13 protein-coding genes are annotated in these 14,871 nt (G+C 60.9%); all 13 read right to left on the bottom strand.

Translation table 11 applies throughout. The features are described from left to right. Positions 1–77: 77 nt before the first annotated feature. From pseI to rfbF, 13 genes are read right to left on the bottom strand one after another with little or no spacing between them, the layout of a single operon-like run. Positions 78–1,130, bottom strand: coding sequence for a pseudaminic acid synthase (gene pseI / locus IB250_RS23020; protein WP_192345705.1), 1,053 nt, complete (start codon positions 1,128–1,130; stop codon positions 78–80). Continuing rightward, positions 1,127–2,626, bottom strand: coding sequence for a UDP-2,4-diacetamido-2,4,6-trideoxy-beta-L-altropyranose hydrolase (gene pseG, locus IB250_RS23015; RefSeq protein ID WP_192345704.1), 1,500 nt, complete (start codon positions 2,624–2,626; stop codon positions 1,127–1,129). Before pseG ends, pseI begins: the two co-directional genes overlap by 4 nt. Further along, positions 2,623–3,318, bottom strand: coding sequence for a pseudaminic acid cytidylyltransferase (gene pseF / locus IB250_RS23010; RefSeq protein WP_192345703.1), 696 nt, complete (start codon positions 3,316–3,318; stop codon positions 2,623–2,625). The genes pseG and pseF overlap by 4 nt, the downstream gene beginning before the upstream one ends. A 6-nt stretch (positions 3,319–3,324) precedes the next feature. After that, positions 3,325–4,488, bottom strand: coding sequence for a UDP-4-amino-4,6-dideoxy-N-acetyl-beta-L-altrosamine transaminase (gene pseC / locus IB250_RS23005; protein WP_192345702.1), 1,164 nt, complete (start codon positions 4,486–4,488; stop codon positions 3,325–3,327). Then, a complete protein-coding gene (pseB, locus tag IB250_RS23000; protein ID WP_192345701.1) occupies positions 4,485–5,486 on the bottom strand; it encodes a UDP-N-acetylglucosamine 4,6-dehydratase (inverting) in 1,002 nt (333 codons plus the stop codon). The genes pseC and pseB overlap by 4 nt, the downstream gene beginning before the upstream one ends. Positions 5,487–5,516: 30 nt before the next feature. Further along, positions 5,517–8,453: a TIGR00180 family glycosyltransferase gene (locus IB250_RS22995; RefSeq protein WP_192345700.1), complete on the bottom strand. Its 2,937-nt coding sequence runs from the start codon at positions 8,451–8,453 to the stop codon at positions 5,517–5,519. A gap of 51 nt (positions 8,454–8,504) precedes the next feature. After that, a complete protein-coding gene (locus IB250_RS22990) occupies positions 8,505–9,242 on the bottom strand; it encodes a cephalosporin hydroxylase family protein (protein ID WP_192345699.1) in 738 nt (245 codons plus the stop codon). A 16-nt stretch (positions 9,243–9,258) separates the two neighbouring features. After that, positions 9,259–10,329: a class I SAM-dependent methyltransferase gene (locus tag IB250_RS22985; RefSeq protein ID WP_192345698.1), complete on the bottom strand. Its 1,071-nt coding sequence runs from the start codon at positions 10,327–10,329 to the stop codon at positions 9,259–9,261. Further along, positions 10,319–11,176 (bottom strand): NAD-dependent epimerase/dehydratase family protein, encoded by an 858-nt coding sequence (locus IB250_RS22980; RefSeq protein ID WP_192345697.1) that lies wholly within the window; start codon positions 11,174–11,176, stop codon positions 10,319–10,321. Before IB250_RS22980 ends, IB250_RS22985 begins: the two co-directional genes overlap by 11 nt. Then, positions 11,173–12,399 carry a class I SAM-dependent methyltransferase gene (locus IB250_RS22975; RefSeq protein WP_192345696.1) on the bottom strand — a complete coding sequence of 409 codons (1,227 nt, stop codon included), beginning with the start codon at positions 12,397–12,399 and terminating at the stop codon, positions 11,173–11,175. Before IB250_RS22975 ends, IB250_RS22980 begins: the two co-directional genes overlap by 4 nt. Next, positions 12,396–12,956 carry a dTDP-4-dehydrorhamnose 3,5-epimerase family protein gene (locus tag IB250_RS22970; RefSeq protein WP_192345695.1) on the bottom strand — a complete coding sequence of 187 codons (561 nt, stop codon included), beginning with the start codon at positions 12,954–12,956 and terminating at the stop codon, positions 12,396–12,398. Before IB250_RS22970 ends, IB250_RS22975 begins: the two co-directional genes overlap by 4 nt. After that, positions 12,953–14,035 carry a CDP-glucose 4,6-dehydratase gene (rfbG, locus tag IB250_RS22965; protein WP_192345694.1) on the bottom strand — a complete coding sequence of 361 codons (1,083 nt, stop codon included), beginning with the start codon at positions 14,033–14,035 and terminating at the stop codon, positions 12,953–12,955. The genes IB250_RS22970 and rfbG overlap by 4 nt, the downstream gene beginning before the upstream one ends. Next, complete coding sequence (gene rfbF, locus IB250_RS22960) at positions 14,017–14,790, bottom strand: glucose-1-phosphate cytidylyltransferase (RefSeq protein WP_192345693.1); 774 nt, start codon at positions 14,788–14,790, stop codon at positions 14,017–14,019. Before rfbF ends, rfbG begins: the two co-directional genes overlap by 19 nt. Positions 14,791–14,871: the final 81 nt, after the last annotated feature.

Raw genomic sequence — 14,871 nt, 5'->3', positions numbered from 1 at the left:
CTTTTCATACAATACAGTGAAGATGCGCGTTATGACTCGCAGGTCACGCTATTTTGCCGAATCAGCCGCACAAGCGGTTATTCAACCAACGACCAATCCAGCGGTGTTCCGCGCTTGATGGGCTGGCGCGCACGGCGGCCCAGAAGGGTTTCAGCGTGTTTGGGGGCCAGCCCCAGGCCAGGCCGGATGGCCCGCAGATTGGCAACGGTGAAAGGCTCACCGGCGGCCATGTCCCGAGTGACGTATAGCGAACGTCGGTATACCAGAGATTTGCGCTCGGCCTCGGTCACGCCGTAATGCACCTGTCCCATGGCCTGCCAGGCGCGTTCGGTCTCTACCACCAGGCTGGCGAGTTCAGCCGGTTCCAGGGAGAAGCTGGCGTCCACGCCACCGGCGGCACGGTCGAGGGTGAAGTGTTTTTCCACCACCGTCGCCCCCAGCGCTACCGCGGCGACGGACACTCCAACGCCCATCGAATGATCGGATAAACCGACTTCACAGCCAAACAACTCCCGCAGATGAGGGATGGTGCGCACGTTGCTATTGGCGGGCGTCGCCGGGTACGTGCTGGTGCACTTGAGCAACACCAGGTCCTTGCAACCGGCCTCACGGGCGGCGCGCACGGTTTCGTCGAGTTCGGCGATGCTGGCCATGCCAGTGGAGATGATCAGCGGCTTGCCGGTGGCAGCGACCCGCCGGATCAACGGCAGGTCGGTGTTCTCGAAACTGGCGATCTTGTAGGCCGGCACGTCCAGGCTTTCGAGGAAGTCCACCGCGCTGTCATCGAACGGTGTGGAGAACGCCAGCATGCCCAATTCCTTGGCCCGGGCGAAAATCGGCGCGTGCCATTCCCACGGCGTATGGGCCTTCTCGTACAGCGCGTACAGCGAAGAACCGGCCCACAGGCTGTTGGGGTCCTTGATGAAGAACTCGCCTTCAGACAGATCCAGGGTCATGGTCTCGGCGGTATAGGTTTGCAGCTTCAAGGCATGCGCGCCGGCCTTGGCCGCGGCTTCGACGATGTGCAGCGCCACGTCCAGCGACTGGTTATGGTTGCCGCTCATCTCGGCAATGATGAACGGCGGCGCATCGGCACCGATGGTGCGGTTGCCGATCTTGAAACTGGTCATGGGTGATCCTTTAAAACGCGTGTGAATACACAAGCACTCTGAGTGAAACCTGCCTCGCGGAAAACTTTCAGCGACGCTGAATTGGCCGGCAGCACCTGAGCGGTGATGGCTTCCAGTCGCGGCCAATGAGCGGTGACGAAGGCTTCGCCCCGCGCCAGCAGCGCCCTGCCCCAGCCCAGGCCAAATCGGCCTTCGAACAGATAAATCGAGACTTCGGCGCGAGCATCGTCGAGGTCGTAACGCAGCACACCGACCGGGCCATCATCCGCTTCGGCGATCAACAGCAACCGCCGCGGATTGCTCAGGCTCGCGGCCAGCCAGGTCTGATGCCGTTGCCAGTCAATGACGTGCGTGTCAAGCGACCAGCGCCGAACCGCTTCGGCATTGCGCCCATCGAACAACAATTGCGCATCATCCTGAGTGGCCTGACGAACCTGCAACACCGCCCCCGCCAGCGCTGCCGCCACCCGCTGCGCCCCACGGCCATCGACCAACTGCCGCGAACGTTCAGCCAGACTCTGACGAATCCCCTGATTGCCCACGACAAAACCGATGGTCTGATGCAACTGCTCGACGCTGACCCGGTCGCGATTGCCCAGGAACACATGAGCACCCGAGGTCGCCATCACCTCGCCGTTGGCCTGCTGATTATTCGAAACCGCAATGCAGATCGTCGGCAGCCCCATGGCCGCCCGCTCCCAGCTGGTACCGCCACCGGCACCGATGAACAGGTCAGCCTCGGTCATCAACTGGTAGAAATCGCTGACAAAACGGTGCAGGCGCCAGTTAGGACGATAATCCACCAGACTCTGCATCTGCTCCCAGGCCGGGTTGTCGGCACCTGCCACGAAATCAACTTCCAGCTCATGGAAGTCCGCCAATGCCAGCATCGCGTGATGGGTCTGCATGGCCGCGTCGAAGCCGCCGAAGTTCACCAGCACGCGCCTGGCTCGAGGTTTGATCTCGATCGCCGGGCAACAGAACTCATCGCGCAGCAAGGCAAACCGTGGGCCGAGTAAAGTCTGGCAATCGGGCGTCAGCAGTGAGGCATAAGCCTCTGGCGTGCCCGACAGATTTTGATTGAGCAGCAGATCGACGCTGTATTGCCGAGTGGCCAAATCGTCTACCGCCGCAATTCGTGGAGCCCAGCGGCGCGCGGCAGTCTGCCAATGGTGATCGAGACCGTAGTGGTCAGCGATGATCCAGTCGAAAGCCGGATGACTTTCCAATACTTGCCCCAGCGCTGCAATGTCTGCCTGCCAGGGCAGCATCGACTCGATGGCCTGCTGTGGGTCTTCATCGGGGTAGCGCTCCGGCAGCGCGAAGGTCTCGAAACCCTCGGCCCGCAGACTGTCCAGTCGATGCCCGGGCAACAGACGACAGGCGAAGGCAACGTGCGCGCCCTGCTTGCGCAATACCCTGGCCAGGGTCAGGCAACGGGCGACGTGGCCACTGCCAATGGTCGGCGACGCGTCGGCGCGGATCAGCACTCTCATTGCAGCTCACCTCCCGCCTTCAAGGCGATGTAGAGGTATTCGGCGCGTTTCCAGTCTTCGAGGGTGTCGATGTCCTGCACCAGATGCCGCGGCAGAATCACCGGCAGGCTCGCCGGCGAGAACAGCACATCGCCACGCAACCAGGCTTCGCTACGCCCCCAATAGAACTGGCCGGCATCCTGAAAAGCTTCGGGCAAGTCCTGGGAACGGGTCTCGCGAAACTCCGGGTAGAGCGAGGTCAAGGCGCCCTGCTCGTCGAGGGTCAAGGCCCGTTGTACCGGGAAGCCAAAACCGGCGACTGAAAACGCGAAAGACTTGTCCGGATGCTGCACCAGCAACTCATGCCCCTGACGCAGATAACGCGCCTGTAACAGTGGCGCCGTCGCGTAGACGCAGCACGCATAGTCGAACGGCGGCAATTGCTGCAAGGCATGTACGATCACCGCTGCAGTCCCGGTGAAATCGTCGGCCAGCGCCGCGGGCCGCATGAATGGCACTTGAGCCCCATAGGCCCGTGCGACCTCGGCGATTTCTTCATCGTCGGTGCTGACGATCACCTGGTCGAACAGGTTCGACGCCAGCGCCGTGCGAATCGAACGGACGATCATCGGCACGCCGTCGAACGGCTTGAGGTTCTTGCGCGGGATTCGCTTGCTGCCACCACGGGCCGGAATGATCGCAACACAACTCAAGAGTCTCTACTCCTCAAGGATCAGTCGTCGCAATTGCTCGACCACATAGTCCTGTTGTTCATCGCTTAGCAGAGGAAACAGCGGCAGGCTGATGGCCTCGGCGTAATAACGTTCGGCCAGGGGGAAATCCCCCTCGGCAAAACCCAGGTCGCGATAGTACGGCTGCAAGTGCAGCGGAATATAGTGCAGGTTCACACCCACCCCTGCCGCTCGCAAGCCTTCGAACACCTGCCGATGGCTGAGGTTGATCCGTTCCGTCTGCAAGCGCACCACGTACAGATGCCACGCCGACTCGGCCTCGGGCTGCGCGCTGGGCAAGGTCAGCGGCAAGTACGCCAGCAACCGCTCATAACGCGCCGCCAGTTCACGCCGACGTTCGATGAAACCATCGAGCTTGTTCAACTGTGACAGACCAAGAGCCGCTTGCAGGTCGGTGATCCGGTAATTGAAGCCCAGCTCCACTTGCTGGTAATACCAGGGGCCGTGACTGGGTTCGGTCATCTGCGCAGGGTCACGGGTCATGCCGTGACTGCGCAGGCGCTGCAAGCGCTCGGCCAGCTCCGGACGATTGGTCAGAACCATGCCGCCTTCGGCGCTGGTGATGATCTTCACCGGGTGGAAACTGAACACCGTCATCGCCGCGAAATCGCCGCACCCTACCGGACGCCCGGCATAAGACGCCCCAACCGCGTGGGAAGCATCCTCGATCACGGTGAAACCATAGCGCTCGGCCAATTCAGCGATCATGCGCATATCGCAGCTCTGCCCGGAGAACGCCACCGCCACCAGCACTTTCGGCAGCATGCCGTCGCGCTCGGCGATCTCAAGCTTCGACGCCAAAGTGCAGGCGTCGAGGTTCCAGGTCAGCGGGTCGATGTCGACAAAATCGACCTCGGCGCCGCAGTAGCGACCGCAATTGGCCGAGGCCAAAAAGGTGTTCGGCGTGGTCCACAAGCGATCGCCCGGCCCGAGGCCGGCGGCGAGGCAGGCAATGTGCAACGCCGCCGTGGCATTGCACACCGCCACCGCGAAATCGGCTTGGCAACGCTCGGCCATGGCCTGTTCGAAACGCTCGATGGTCGGCCCCTGCGTCAGCCAGTCGGACTGCAACACGGCAACCACCGCGTCGATGTCTGCCTGATCGAGACTTTGCCGACCGTAGGGAATCATGCCGACAGCTCCGCGTGCAGATCAGCGATCTGGCCGACCGACAGGAAGTGCGGGTTGGTGTCGGAGCGGTACTCGAAATCTTCGCTCACCGGCCGGCCCTGCTCGCCCAGTTTGTCGACGGCAAAATCCACGTCGACGCTGGTGAAGCGAATCGACGGCTGAATGGTGTAGTGATCATCGAACTCCAGGGTCATGCGCGCGTCGTCCAGCGGCACCATCAGTTCATGGAGCTTTTCCCCCGGACGGATGCCGACGTTTTTGTGCGGCAAATGTCCAGCCATGCCCTGCGCCAGATCGACGATGCGAATCGACGGGATCTTCGGCACAAACACTTCACCGCCGTGCATGCGGGCAAAGCTGTCGAGCACAAACGTCACACCGTGATCGAGAGTTATCCAGAAACGCGTCATGCGCTCATCGGTGATCGGCAGCTCTTTGGCGCCCTCGGCAATCAGCTTGCTGAAGAACGGCACCACCGAACCCCGCGAGCCAGCCACGTTGCCGTAGCGCACCACGGAAAAGCGAGTCTGCTGTTCGCCTGCAATGTTGTTGGCGGCCACGAACAGTTTGTCCGACAGCAGCTTGGTCGCGCCGTACAGGTTGATCGGGCTGGCCGCCTTGTCGGTAGACAGTGCGACGACTTTTTTCACGCCGTTGTCGATGGCAGCGGCGATGATGTTTTCCGCGCCGTTGACGTTGGTACGAATGCATTCGGTGGGGTTGTATTCCGCAGCCGGCACTTGCTTCAGGGCCGCGGCATGCACCACGTAATCGATACCGCGCATGGCCTGACGCAAACGCTCGGCGTCGCGCACATCACCGATGAAGTAACGCATGCACGGCGCGTTGAACGTCTGCTGCATCTCGTACTGCTTGAGCTCATCGCGGGAGAACACCACCACCCGCTTGGGCTGGTACTGCTCCAGCAAGCGGCGGATGAAGTTGCGCCCGAACGAGCCGGTGCCACCAGAGATGAAAATCGATTTACCGTTGAACATGCCTTGAGTCCTTTTACCTGTCAGCCAGGCTTATGCGAGCAACTGCGCCCAGTTCACGCTGGTCGGTTCGCCGAGAGTAAAGCCCTTGCCGGTCAAGGCCAGGTTCTGGTTGTAGGCCGAGTCGTGTTCGAATCGGGCCTGCCACTTGTCGCGCAAAGCGGCGCGTGCTTGAGGCGCATCGGGCAGCAGGCCCGGGTGCAGTAATTGTGCTTGTGGCGTCCAGACTGTCAGGTAACCGGCATCGGCGACTTTCAGGCACAGGTCGATATCGCCAAAAGCTTCGTCGAAATGTTCCTCGTCCAGACCGCCCACCGCTTCGAACACGTCTTTGCGAACCATCAGACAGGCACCGGATATTGCCGAATAGTTCTGCTCGACCTGATGGCCGTTCATGTAGCCCTTGGCGTCTTTACGTTCATCGACAAAGACCGAGCCGATCTCGCCATTCAAACCCAGGACCAGACCGGCCTGGGTGGTGACGCCACGAATGTCCATCAGTTTGGCGCCAACGATGCCGACTTCCGGACGCTGGGCCTGGTTGAGCATGGCGTCGAGCCAATTGACATTGACCACTTCGGATTCCGCCGACAGCAGCACCAGGTAGTTCCCCTTGGCCTCGGCACAGGCAAAGTTGTTCAGCGCCGAGGCACTCAGGCGCTGATCGCTGCGCACTACGCGAAGTCGATCGCCCTTGCCTTCAAGGCTGCTCAGCCAGGTCGCCAGTTCTTCGGATTGGCTGTGATTGTCGGCAATCAGCACTTCGTGACGTTGATAACGGGTGCGCTGCAGCACGCTGACCAGCGCTCGTTGCAGCGACTCAAGGTTGTCCTGGCTCTGGAGGATAATCGATACCAGCGGCCGCTCAGCGTGTTGATAGTCGATCTGGTAAGTCAGCGGCAGCGTCGAGCTGACCTGAGCGCGATACCCACGCGCAGTCAGAGAACGGGTCAGCACCTGACGCTCCTGAACGCTGACTTCCTCTACCGGGGCATTGCAAATCAGCAGCGGCTCGGCCAGATGCGCCAGGCCCGCCAGCCCGCCATCCTCGATCAGACGCAGCAACAGATCGAATTCCAGCGCCTGACTGTACTCGGCCGAGAAACCGCGTGCCTGAGCCAACACATCACGCTGGATCAACCAGTGGCGCGCCATCAGCGACGGCACGCTTTGCAGCAGGTCGAGATTGACCCCGGGGCGGAACACATCCGCCAGAGCACCGTTGGCCTGACGCTGAAGCTCGTCCATCGCCACTGCACGGACACCCTCGGCACCGGCCAGCTCCAGGCTGGCGCGCAGCAAACCGCTGGCAGTGAACTGATCACCGGCCTCGGCCAGCAACAGCCAATCGGCGGTGGACTGAGCGACGATCTGGTTGATGCGCTCCACATAATTGGTCGCGGTGACTTTGACAAAGTGCACGGTGTCGCGCACGGATGTCGTCGCCGGTAAATCACCGGTAGTGAACACCACCACGTTGAACGCTTTGCAGTGACCACCGACCAAGCTGTCGAAGGTCGCCTGCAACTTGACCATGTCGGCATCCAGATCCAGCAACAGAATGCCGAACTGAGGACCGCCATTATGCTTGGCCAACTGTGCAGCGATTGCCTTGAGCTGCGCGGCATCCGGGTTGCGCGCTTCGAGCCAGCTCAGCAAGCGGCCGGACGGCATGTTCTCGAACAGTCGGCGGTCTTGCTGACCCGGTAAAGCGTTCAGTCGCTCAGCCCAGGCTTGCAGCTTGAGGCCTTCTTCCGGCTCGTCACTGTCTTTCAATGACTCCGCCAGGCGCTTGACCACCGTGCGGTTGAACACGTTCAGGCTCAAGGCCTCCCACAACCGGCTACGCACGGTGCGGTCAGTGTCGTTGGGGTGAACGCGCATCAACTCATGCTGCTTGAGCAGGATGCCTTCCAGCTCCTGAAGTTGCAGGCGACCGGCAGGCATGGCGTGCAGCAGGAATTCGAACTCGGTCAGCAGATCGAACACCGGTTTGTTGTAGAACGGCATTTCGACGAATTGCTCGGGGCCGAATGAACGAATCGGCTCTTCCCCCGCCTCGCGCCAGGCCGAGCGAATAATCATGGTGCCTTTGAGCGAGCGGCCTTCGACCAGGCAATCGGCCATGGCGGCAAAACTGTCCAGGGCAATTTGTTTGACCCGGGCCGGATCCTTGTTGTCGCTGAGTGGCGTCGGGATCGAGGCCAGGAATTGGGCAAACTGCTCGCGTTCGGCAACGCTTTTGGCGTCTTTGAAAGTCAGCACCGTCAACACGTTGGTGTTGTGGTCCGAAGCGCCATAGTTCATTTCCCGCACGGCGAACGGAATCGGCAGGATCCGCGCCTTCGCGCAGGCCAACAAGTAGAAGGTGTGGCCGATTTCCTGCCATTCGAAACTGGTGCCCGCTGGCAGAAGGCTGTACCACTGTTGCAGCAAGTCGGTACGGGTGACCGCATAGAACGGCGGCAGGAAATTATCCATGAACCGCACCACACGGTCTTCGGCCTGCTCCGAGTTGTAATCCTCATGAACCTTGCGGTCGCGACGGAAGTAGTTCACTTCCGTGGCACGGGTCAGGTACATGATCCCGTAGCCATGGCACAAGCCGTAGTCGGGATTGGCTTCGAGAAACTCCACCGACTCGGTCAGTGCGCGGTGCAGCAGGAAGTCGTCATCGGCGGCAAACACCATGTAGGGCGTGGTGACCTGATTGACACCGTAGGTGAGTTTTTCCTGCAGTCCCTTGTAGGTGTATTGCGGCAAGTGGCGATAGTCGACCGACGGGAAGTCCCGGACCATGTTCTCGTCACCCTCAGCGGACGAGTCCAGAACCAGAATCGTGCAGGGATAGCTGCTGTAGTACTGCAAGGTGCGCCGCAGGAACGCGTTCCGGTTGTGGGAAATCACCACTACCGTAAACCGCTCGTTCAGCGGTGCAACGTTGTTTTGAGCACTGTTTTGAACCTGCATCTTTCTATCCCCACAACCGGCCAATCGCCAAGAACCTGAAACCACTTTTGATTAACGAACGCGACGCAGATAGCCGTCCGGCGCTACGGTGATCAGCAGCTTGTTTTGCAGTTGCTGGTCAATTTCGAAGTCCTTGTTCTCTTCCAGGTACTTCCATACCGCAGTCTTCGGGTTGTCGCCCGGGCCCCATGGACGATCCGGAAAGAAGTCGGCCGGCATGTCTTCAACCACGGTGTCCATCACCACGCAGTAGCTGTCCACCGAAACCAACGGCGCATACAGACGCAGCTCTTCGAGCACGTGGTCGTGGGTGTGGTTGGAGTCCAGCACCAGGATGACTTTCTTGCCTTCGGCGGCAGCGCGCACTTGTGCGGCGATCGCAGGATCGATGCTCGAGCCTTCGATCATCGAAATGCGCTTGCTCATCGGGTGGCTTTCGATGGCTTCGCGGTTGTGCGCACGGATGTCCAGGTCGATGCCCAGCACTTCACCGTGGCCTTGCAGCTCCAGCAACGATGCGTAGTAGATGATCGAACCGCCGTGGGCAATGCCGCACTCGATGACCAGATCCGGTTTGACCTGCCAGATGATCTCTTGCATCGCCATCATGTCTTGCGGCAGCTGGATGATCGGACGGCCCATCCACGAGAAGTGATAGCTGTATTTGTGCTTGGCCGATTCGTTGAAGAAGTCACGGGCCAGGCCGGTGAGTTTCTGGTCGTCACCTTGGCGGGCGATTTCTGCCTGGCATTCAGCTTCGAAGGCCTTGTTGATGCTGTTGTCGGTCATTTCAAATTCTCATTGGTCACTGGAACGAAGCGCTGTCGACGGCGTGGTAGACATAGCGCCCACCAGTCATCCGCTTGATTTCTTCGAGGTAATTGGAGTTCATCACAAACAGGTTGGCGCCTTCGGGCAAGGCATCCATGGCCTCTTGGGGCGAGGACACCCGCACGCCGCTCAGGGGCAGATAACGGCCCTGTTTGGCCGGGTTGATATCCACCACGCGATCCACCGCCACACCCGCTCGTTGCAGGAACAGCGAATAAATCACGCCTTTGGACGACGCGCCCCAGATCGCCGAACCTTGCTCGGGCGCGGCCTGGATGATCTGCACGGCGCGGTCGAGGCTGGCGGTGAAACCTTCGGGCAGCGTCAGGCGCGGCACCGGTTGTTCCGGGGTCAGGCGCAACGTGGACAGGTCGGCGACGATGTACAGATACTGGCCACCGAACAGGTGACCGGCCTCATGCACCGTGCCGAACATCCGGCGCAGGTCATCGAGGCGGAAATAATTGACGTGTTCGTAGAACAGGTCGAACCAGGCACGGTGTTCGAGAATCCAGTCGAAACACGGCACTTCGACGTAGATCTGCCCGCCCTGATTGGCCTCGGCCATCTCGGCGAGAAAACTCATCGGGTTCTGGATATGCTCCAGTACATGCCGAAGCACGATGGCGTCCGCCGACAGACCCAGGCCGCGAGTGAACGGCGCCTTGATCACATCGCCGTTGTCGCCTTCGTAGGCCGGATCGATACCGGTGATCGAGTAACCCAGGCCTTTGAGCAGCTCTAAAAAATACCCCTTGCCGCAGCCGACTTCGATCAGCTCTTGCCCCTTGAAGTGGCGAGCAATGATTCCTTCGACATCGTTCAGGTGCTTCTGGAACTGGCCGGAATGCGCCTGCTCGTTCTGATAGTCAGCGTCGTAGCTGAGTTTGTCGCCGTCGAAGGCCTGATTGAAGATCAGCCCGCTCGCCTCGTCCTGCACCAACAGCATGTCGGCGCTGGCCGAAGCCCTGGCCGACTCTGGGTCGGCAAAGGTACGGTTCTGCAACACCGGCAGGTCGGCGACCCGATACAACTCATGCCTCATGCTCTGCTCCCAGTAGCTGTTGCAAGCGGTCCGCCACGCCCCAGAACGCCATCGGTTCATGGGTCGGGTAAGGGTAATGGCCCAGGTTCAAAGTGATCGATGCGCCGCGTTCACGCAGACGTTGTTCGACCAGCGCTCTGACCGATATCGGCTGGCCGCTGCAGCAATTGATCACGCCATCAAATTCGCGCTGTTGCAGGATCGCGGCGAGGTAACCGGCGGCTGTGTCGATCGCCAGGTAATCGCGCAATTGCTCGCCGGCCGACATGTTGAAGCTGGCGTCGCCGGCCTCGATTGCCCGGTCCAGCGCAGCCAATAAACTGTTAGGGTTCTGCCCTTCCCCGTGCAGGTAAAACAGCCGCGCCCATTGCAGGGTGAACGGTTGAACCTGCTGCAGATTTTCGAGGAACAGCCGTAGCGTGTTTTTCGCCAACCCGTAAGGGTTACTCGGCCGCGCCTCGGTCTGCTCGCTGAGCGGTCCGCTTTGCAGGCCATATTCAAAACAGGTGCCCGTCACCAACACCTGCGACACGTCCGCCTCGACCGCCCCCTTGATAAACCGGTAATCGGCCATAAGGTTGTGTTCGAAGTGAAACAGCGCCTGATAGTTCGGCAACCCTGGCCAGGCGAGATGCGCCAAGGCATCGACGCCATCGGTGAGTGCAGCGAAGTCCAGGTCGGCGGCATGAATATCCGCTGCCACGAATTCCACGGCGTTGATCCACGGCAGTTGCGCGGCGGTCTCGACGTTACGCGCCACGGCCCGCACCTCGCAGCCACGGGCGAGCAAGGCCGCGACAAGATGTCGGCCGACGAACCCGGTGGCACCGGTCACCAGCACTTTCACAGTACGGTCAACTCAGGCACGGCGATCACGAAACGGCCGTCCCACTGCCGTACCTGCGCCAGTTGCTGACTGACTTCGTGCAACAGATTCCATGGCAGCACCAGGATGTAATCGGGTTTCTCCAGATCGATCTGTGCCGGCGAAACGATCGGAATGCGACTGCCCGGCAAGTACTTGCCCTGTTTGTGCGGGTTGGCGTCGGCCACCCAGGCCAGCAGGTCCGGTTTGACCCCGGCGTAGTTGAGCAAGGTGTTGCCCTTGGCCGCCGCGCCATAACCGACCACGCGCTTGCCGTCGGCCTTGGCCTGCAGCAGGAAACGCAGCAGTTCGTGCTTGATACGTTCAGCCGCTGGCGCCAGGGTTGCGTAGTACTCGGTGGTTTTCACACCCGCATCAAGCTCAGCCTGCAACTGCTCGCGCACCGTCGATTGCACGGTGCGGCGTTCGCCGTCCTTGCGCTGCACGAACACCCGCAACGACCCGCCATGAGTCGTCAACTGGCTGACATCGAACACCTCCAGCCCATTGCGCTCGCACAGAATCTGCACGGCGGTCAGGGACAGATAGGAATAGTGCTCGTGATACAGCGTGTCGAACTGCTGCCCCGCCATCAGCGTCAGCAGTTGCGGAAACTCGAACGTCGCCACGCCTGTCGGCTTGAGCAAGGTGGCGAAACCACCGAGGAAATCATTGATATCCGGCACATGCGCCAACACGTTGTTGGCGGCCATCAGGTCAGCGGCCCAGCCTTCGCTGTTAAGCTGCGCAGCGGTATCGCGACCGAAGAACAATTCGCGAATCTGCAGGCCTTTTTCCCGCGCCGCCTGCGCGGTGCTGCGGGTCGGTTCGACGCCCAGACAAGGGATGCCGCGCCCCGCCACGTACTGCAACAGGTAACCATCATTGGCGGCGATTTCCACCACGCGGCTGTCGGCGGTCAGGCCGAAGCGTTCGACCATCTCGGCGACATAGCGCTCGGCGTGGGCCAGCCAGGTGCTGGAGAACGAACTGAAATACGCATACTCGGCATCAAACAGACTGTCGGCGCGGGTGTAATCCTCGGTCTGCACCAGCCAGCACTGCTGACACACCGCGACCTTCAGCGGCACCCATTGCTCGGCTTGTTCCAGGCGATCCGCATGCACGTAGGCATTGGACGGCGGCGAGGTGCCGAGATCGATCAGCGGCAGGCTCAGCGGTGCAGCGCAACCACGGCAATTCATAGACGCACTCCAGCGAAGTGTTCATCGAGCAAGGGATGGCTGGAATCCCTGGCCGACAGATTATTGACAGGCAACGGCCAGGCGATGGCCAACCGTGGATCGTTCACGCTCAAACCACCCTCATGCGCAGGCGCGTAATCGTTGCTGTGCAGGTAGAGCAATTCGGCGTCGTCGGTGAGGGTCTGGAAACCATGGGCGAACCCGGCCGGGATCAGCAGGCTGCGGCCGTCCCCGGCCTTCAGGTGCTCGGCGTGCCAGTGCAGGAAGGTCTCGGAGTCGGGCCGCAAGTCCACCGCGACATCCCAGACCTCGCCGCGCAGGCAGGTAATCAACTTGGCTTCCGGCGCATTGGAATTTTGATAATGCAGGCCGCGCACACTGCCCCGCTCGCGAGTGCAGGAATGATTGATCTGGCGGATATGAAACGTCTGGCCGAAGGCGCTCAGGCTGCCTTCGCAAAACAGCCGAGCGAAGTGCCCGCGATCATCTTCGACGCGTTTGTGTTGCACGCTGAACAGACCGGCCAGCGGCAAGGCTTTCAACAGAAATTCGCTCACAGCGCGCCTCGGTACAGGTTCAACTGGTTCAGGGTGACTTCACGCATGTCATCGCCGTTCTGCCATGCCAGGTGCCAATCGAGGGTCTGGGTCAGGCACTGCTGCAACGACCAGCGCGGTTGCCAGGCCAACAGTTGACGGGCGCGGCTGCTGTCCAGACGCAGCAGACCGGCTTCATGCAAATCACTCGGTTCGATGCGTAAGCCGCGCGCTTGCGGCCAGCGGCTGGCGAGCAACTCGACCACTTCACCGACGCTGCACATGTCCGCTTCGCTCGGGCCAAAGTTCCACGCACCGGCAAACGCCGGGCCTTGCTCGTAGAGGCCGGCGGCCAATTGCAGGTAGCCGGCCAATGGTTCCAATGCGTGCTGCCATGGGCGCACGGCTTGCGGGTAGCGCAGGGTCACCGGCTCATCCGCCGACCAGGCTTTGAGTACATCGGGAATCAGGCGCTCAGGCGCAAAGTCGCCACCGCCCAACACGTTGCCGGCACGCGCGGTGGCCAACGCCAGGCCGTGCTCGGCGTACTTGTCGGCCGGGAAAAACGATGCGGCGTAAGACTGCGCCAACAATTCGCAGCAAGCCTTGCTGCTGCTGTAAGGATCATGACCGCCAAGGGCTTCGTCCTCGCGGTACGGCCACAGCCATTCCTTGTTGGCGTAGACCTTGTCAGTGGTCACCAGCACGCAGGCGTGCACGCCGCCGACCTGGCGGATCGCTTCAAGCAGATTGAGCGTGCCCATGACGTTGCTGGAATAGGTGCCGAGCGGATCGCGATAGCCTTCGCGCACCAGCGGTTGGGCCGCCAGGTGCAGAACGATTTGCGGCTGGGTTTCGGCGATCAACTCCAGTAAGGCACCGAGATCACGCAGGTCACCGCGCTGATCATTGATGCCCTCGTGCACGCGGGCCAGTTCGAACAGGCTCGGCTCGGTGGACGGATCAAGCGAAAACCCGCTGACCTCGGCACCGAGGCTTTGCAGCCACAACGTCAACCAGCTGCCTTTGAAGCCGGTGTGGCCGGTCAGCAGAACACGTTTGCCGCGCCAGAATTGCGGACTCAGTCCCATTGCTTCCATGGGGCCTCCCCGCTCTGCCACAGCGCTTCGAGGTGGTTCTTGTCGCGCAGGGTGTCCATCGGATGCCAGAAACCTTCGTGTTCGAAGGCCTTCAACTGTTCATCCTGGGCCAGACGCGCCAAGGGCTCGGCTTCCCAAGTGGTTTCGTCACCGCCGATGTATGACAACACTTTGGGCGAAAGCACAAAGAACCCGCCATTGATCCAGCCACCGTCGCCACGGGGCTTTTCGGTGAAACCAAGCACCTGATCGCCGTGACGCTCCAGGGCACCGTAACGGCCCGGCGGTTGTACGGCGGTGACGGTCGCCAGGTGACCGTGGGCGCTGTGGTAGTCCACCAGTTGACGGATATTGATATCGGAGACGCCGTCGCCGTAGGTGAAGCAGAACGCCTCTTCGTCCTTGAGGTAACGGCCGGCGCGCAACAAGCGGCCACCGGTCATGGTTTCCTCGCCGGTGTCGATGAGGGTGACGCTCCACGGCTCGCTGTAGTTCTGATGCACGTCCATGCGGTTGTTGCGCATGTCGAAGGTGACGTCGGAGGTGTGCAGGAAGTAATTGGCGAAGAAGTCCTTGATCGCATAGCCCTTGTAGCCAAGGCAGATCACGAAATCATGAATCCCATGGGCAGAGTACTGTTTCATGATGTGCCAAAGAATTGGCTTGCCACCGATCTCGATCATCGGCTTGGGCTTGAGGTGCGACTCTTCGCTGATGCGCGTACCGAGACCACCCGCCAGAATTACTGCCTTCATCGCTGTCCTCTTGCTCTTCGCGCGGCGCGGCAGCCCCCCGCAAGGGTCGGCGAGCCGTCATGCACATCATTTACCCGCAGC

It is taken from the genome of Pseudomonas sp. PDM09 (genome assembly GCF_014852305.1).
Classification (GTDB): domain Bacteria; phylum Pseudomonadota; class Gammaproteobacteria; order Pseudomonadales; family Pseudomonadaceae; genus Aquipseudomonas.
This window is presented reverse-complemented; position numbering and strand designations above follow the sequence as displayed.

Bases quoted from the DNA above. Each gene is read 5' to 3' on its own strand.
- pseI (WP_192345705.1), bottom strand. From the start codon at position 1,130: ATGACCAGTTTCAAGATCGGCAACCGCACCATCGGTGCCGATGCGCCG.
- pseG (WP_192345704.1), bottom strand. From the start codon at position 2,626: ATGAGAGTGCTGATCCGCGCCGACGCGTCGCCGACCATTGGCAGTGGC.
- pseC (WP_192345702.1), bottom strand. From the start codon at position 4,488: ATGATTCCCTACGGTCGGCAAAGTCTCGATCAGGCAGACATCGACGCG.
- pseB (WP_192345701.1), bottom strand. From the start codon at position 5,486: ATGTTCAACGGTAAATCGATTTTCATCTCTGGTGGCACCGGCTCGTTC.
- IB250_RS22995 (WP_192345700.1), bottom strand. From the start codon at position 8,453: ATGCAGGTTCAAAACAGTGCTCAAAACAACGTTGCACCGCTGAACGAG.
- IB250_RS22990 (WP_192345699.1), bottom strand. From the start codon at position 9,242: ATGACCGACAACAGCATCAACAAGGCCTTCGAAGCTGAATGCCAGGCA.
- IB250_RS22985 (WP_192345698.1), bottom strand. From the start codon at position 10,329: ATGAGGCATGAGTTGTATCGGGTCGCCGACCTGCCGGTGTTGCAGAAC.
- IB250_RS22975 (WP_192345696.1), bottom strand. From the start codon at position 12,399: ATGAATTGCCGTGGTTGCGCTGCACCGCTGAGCCTGCCGCTGATCGAT.
- rfbG (WP_192345694.1), bottom strand. From the start codon at position 14,035: ATGGAAGCAATGGGACTGAGTCCGCAATTCTGGCGCGGCAAACGTGTT.
- rfbF (WP_192345693.1), bottom strand. From the start codon at position 14,790: ATGAAGGCAGTAATTCTGGCGGGTGGTCTCGGTACGCGCATCAGCGAA.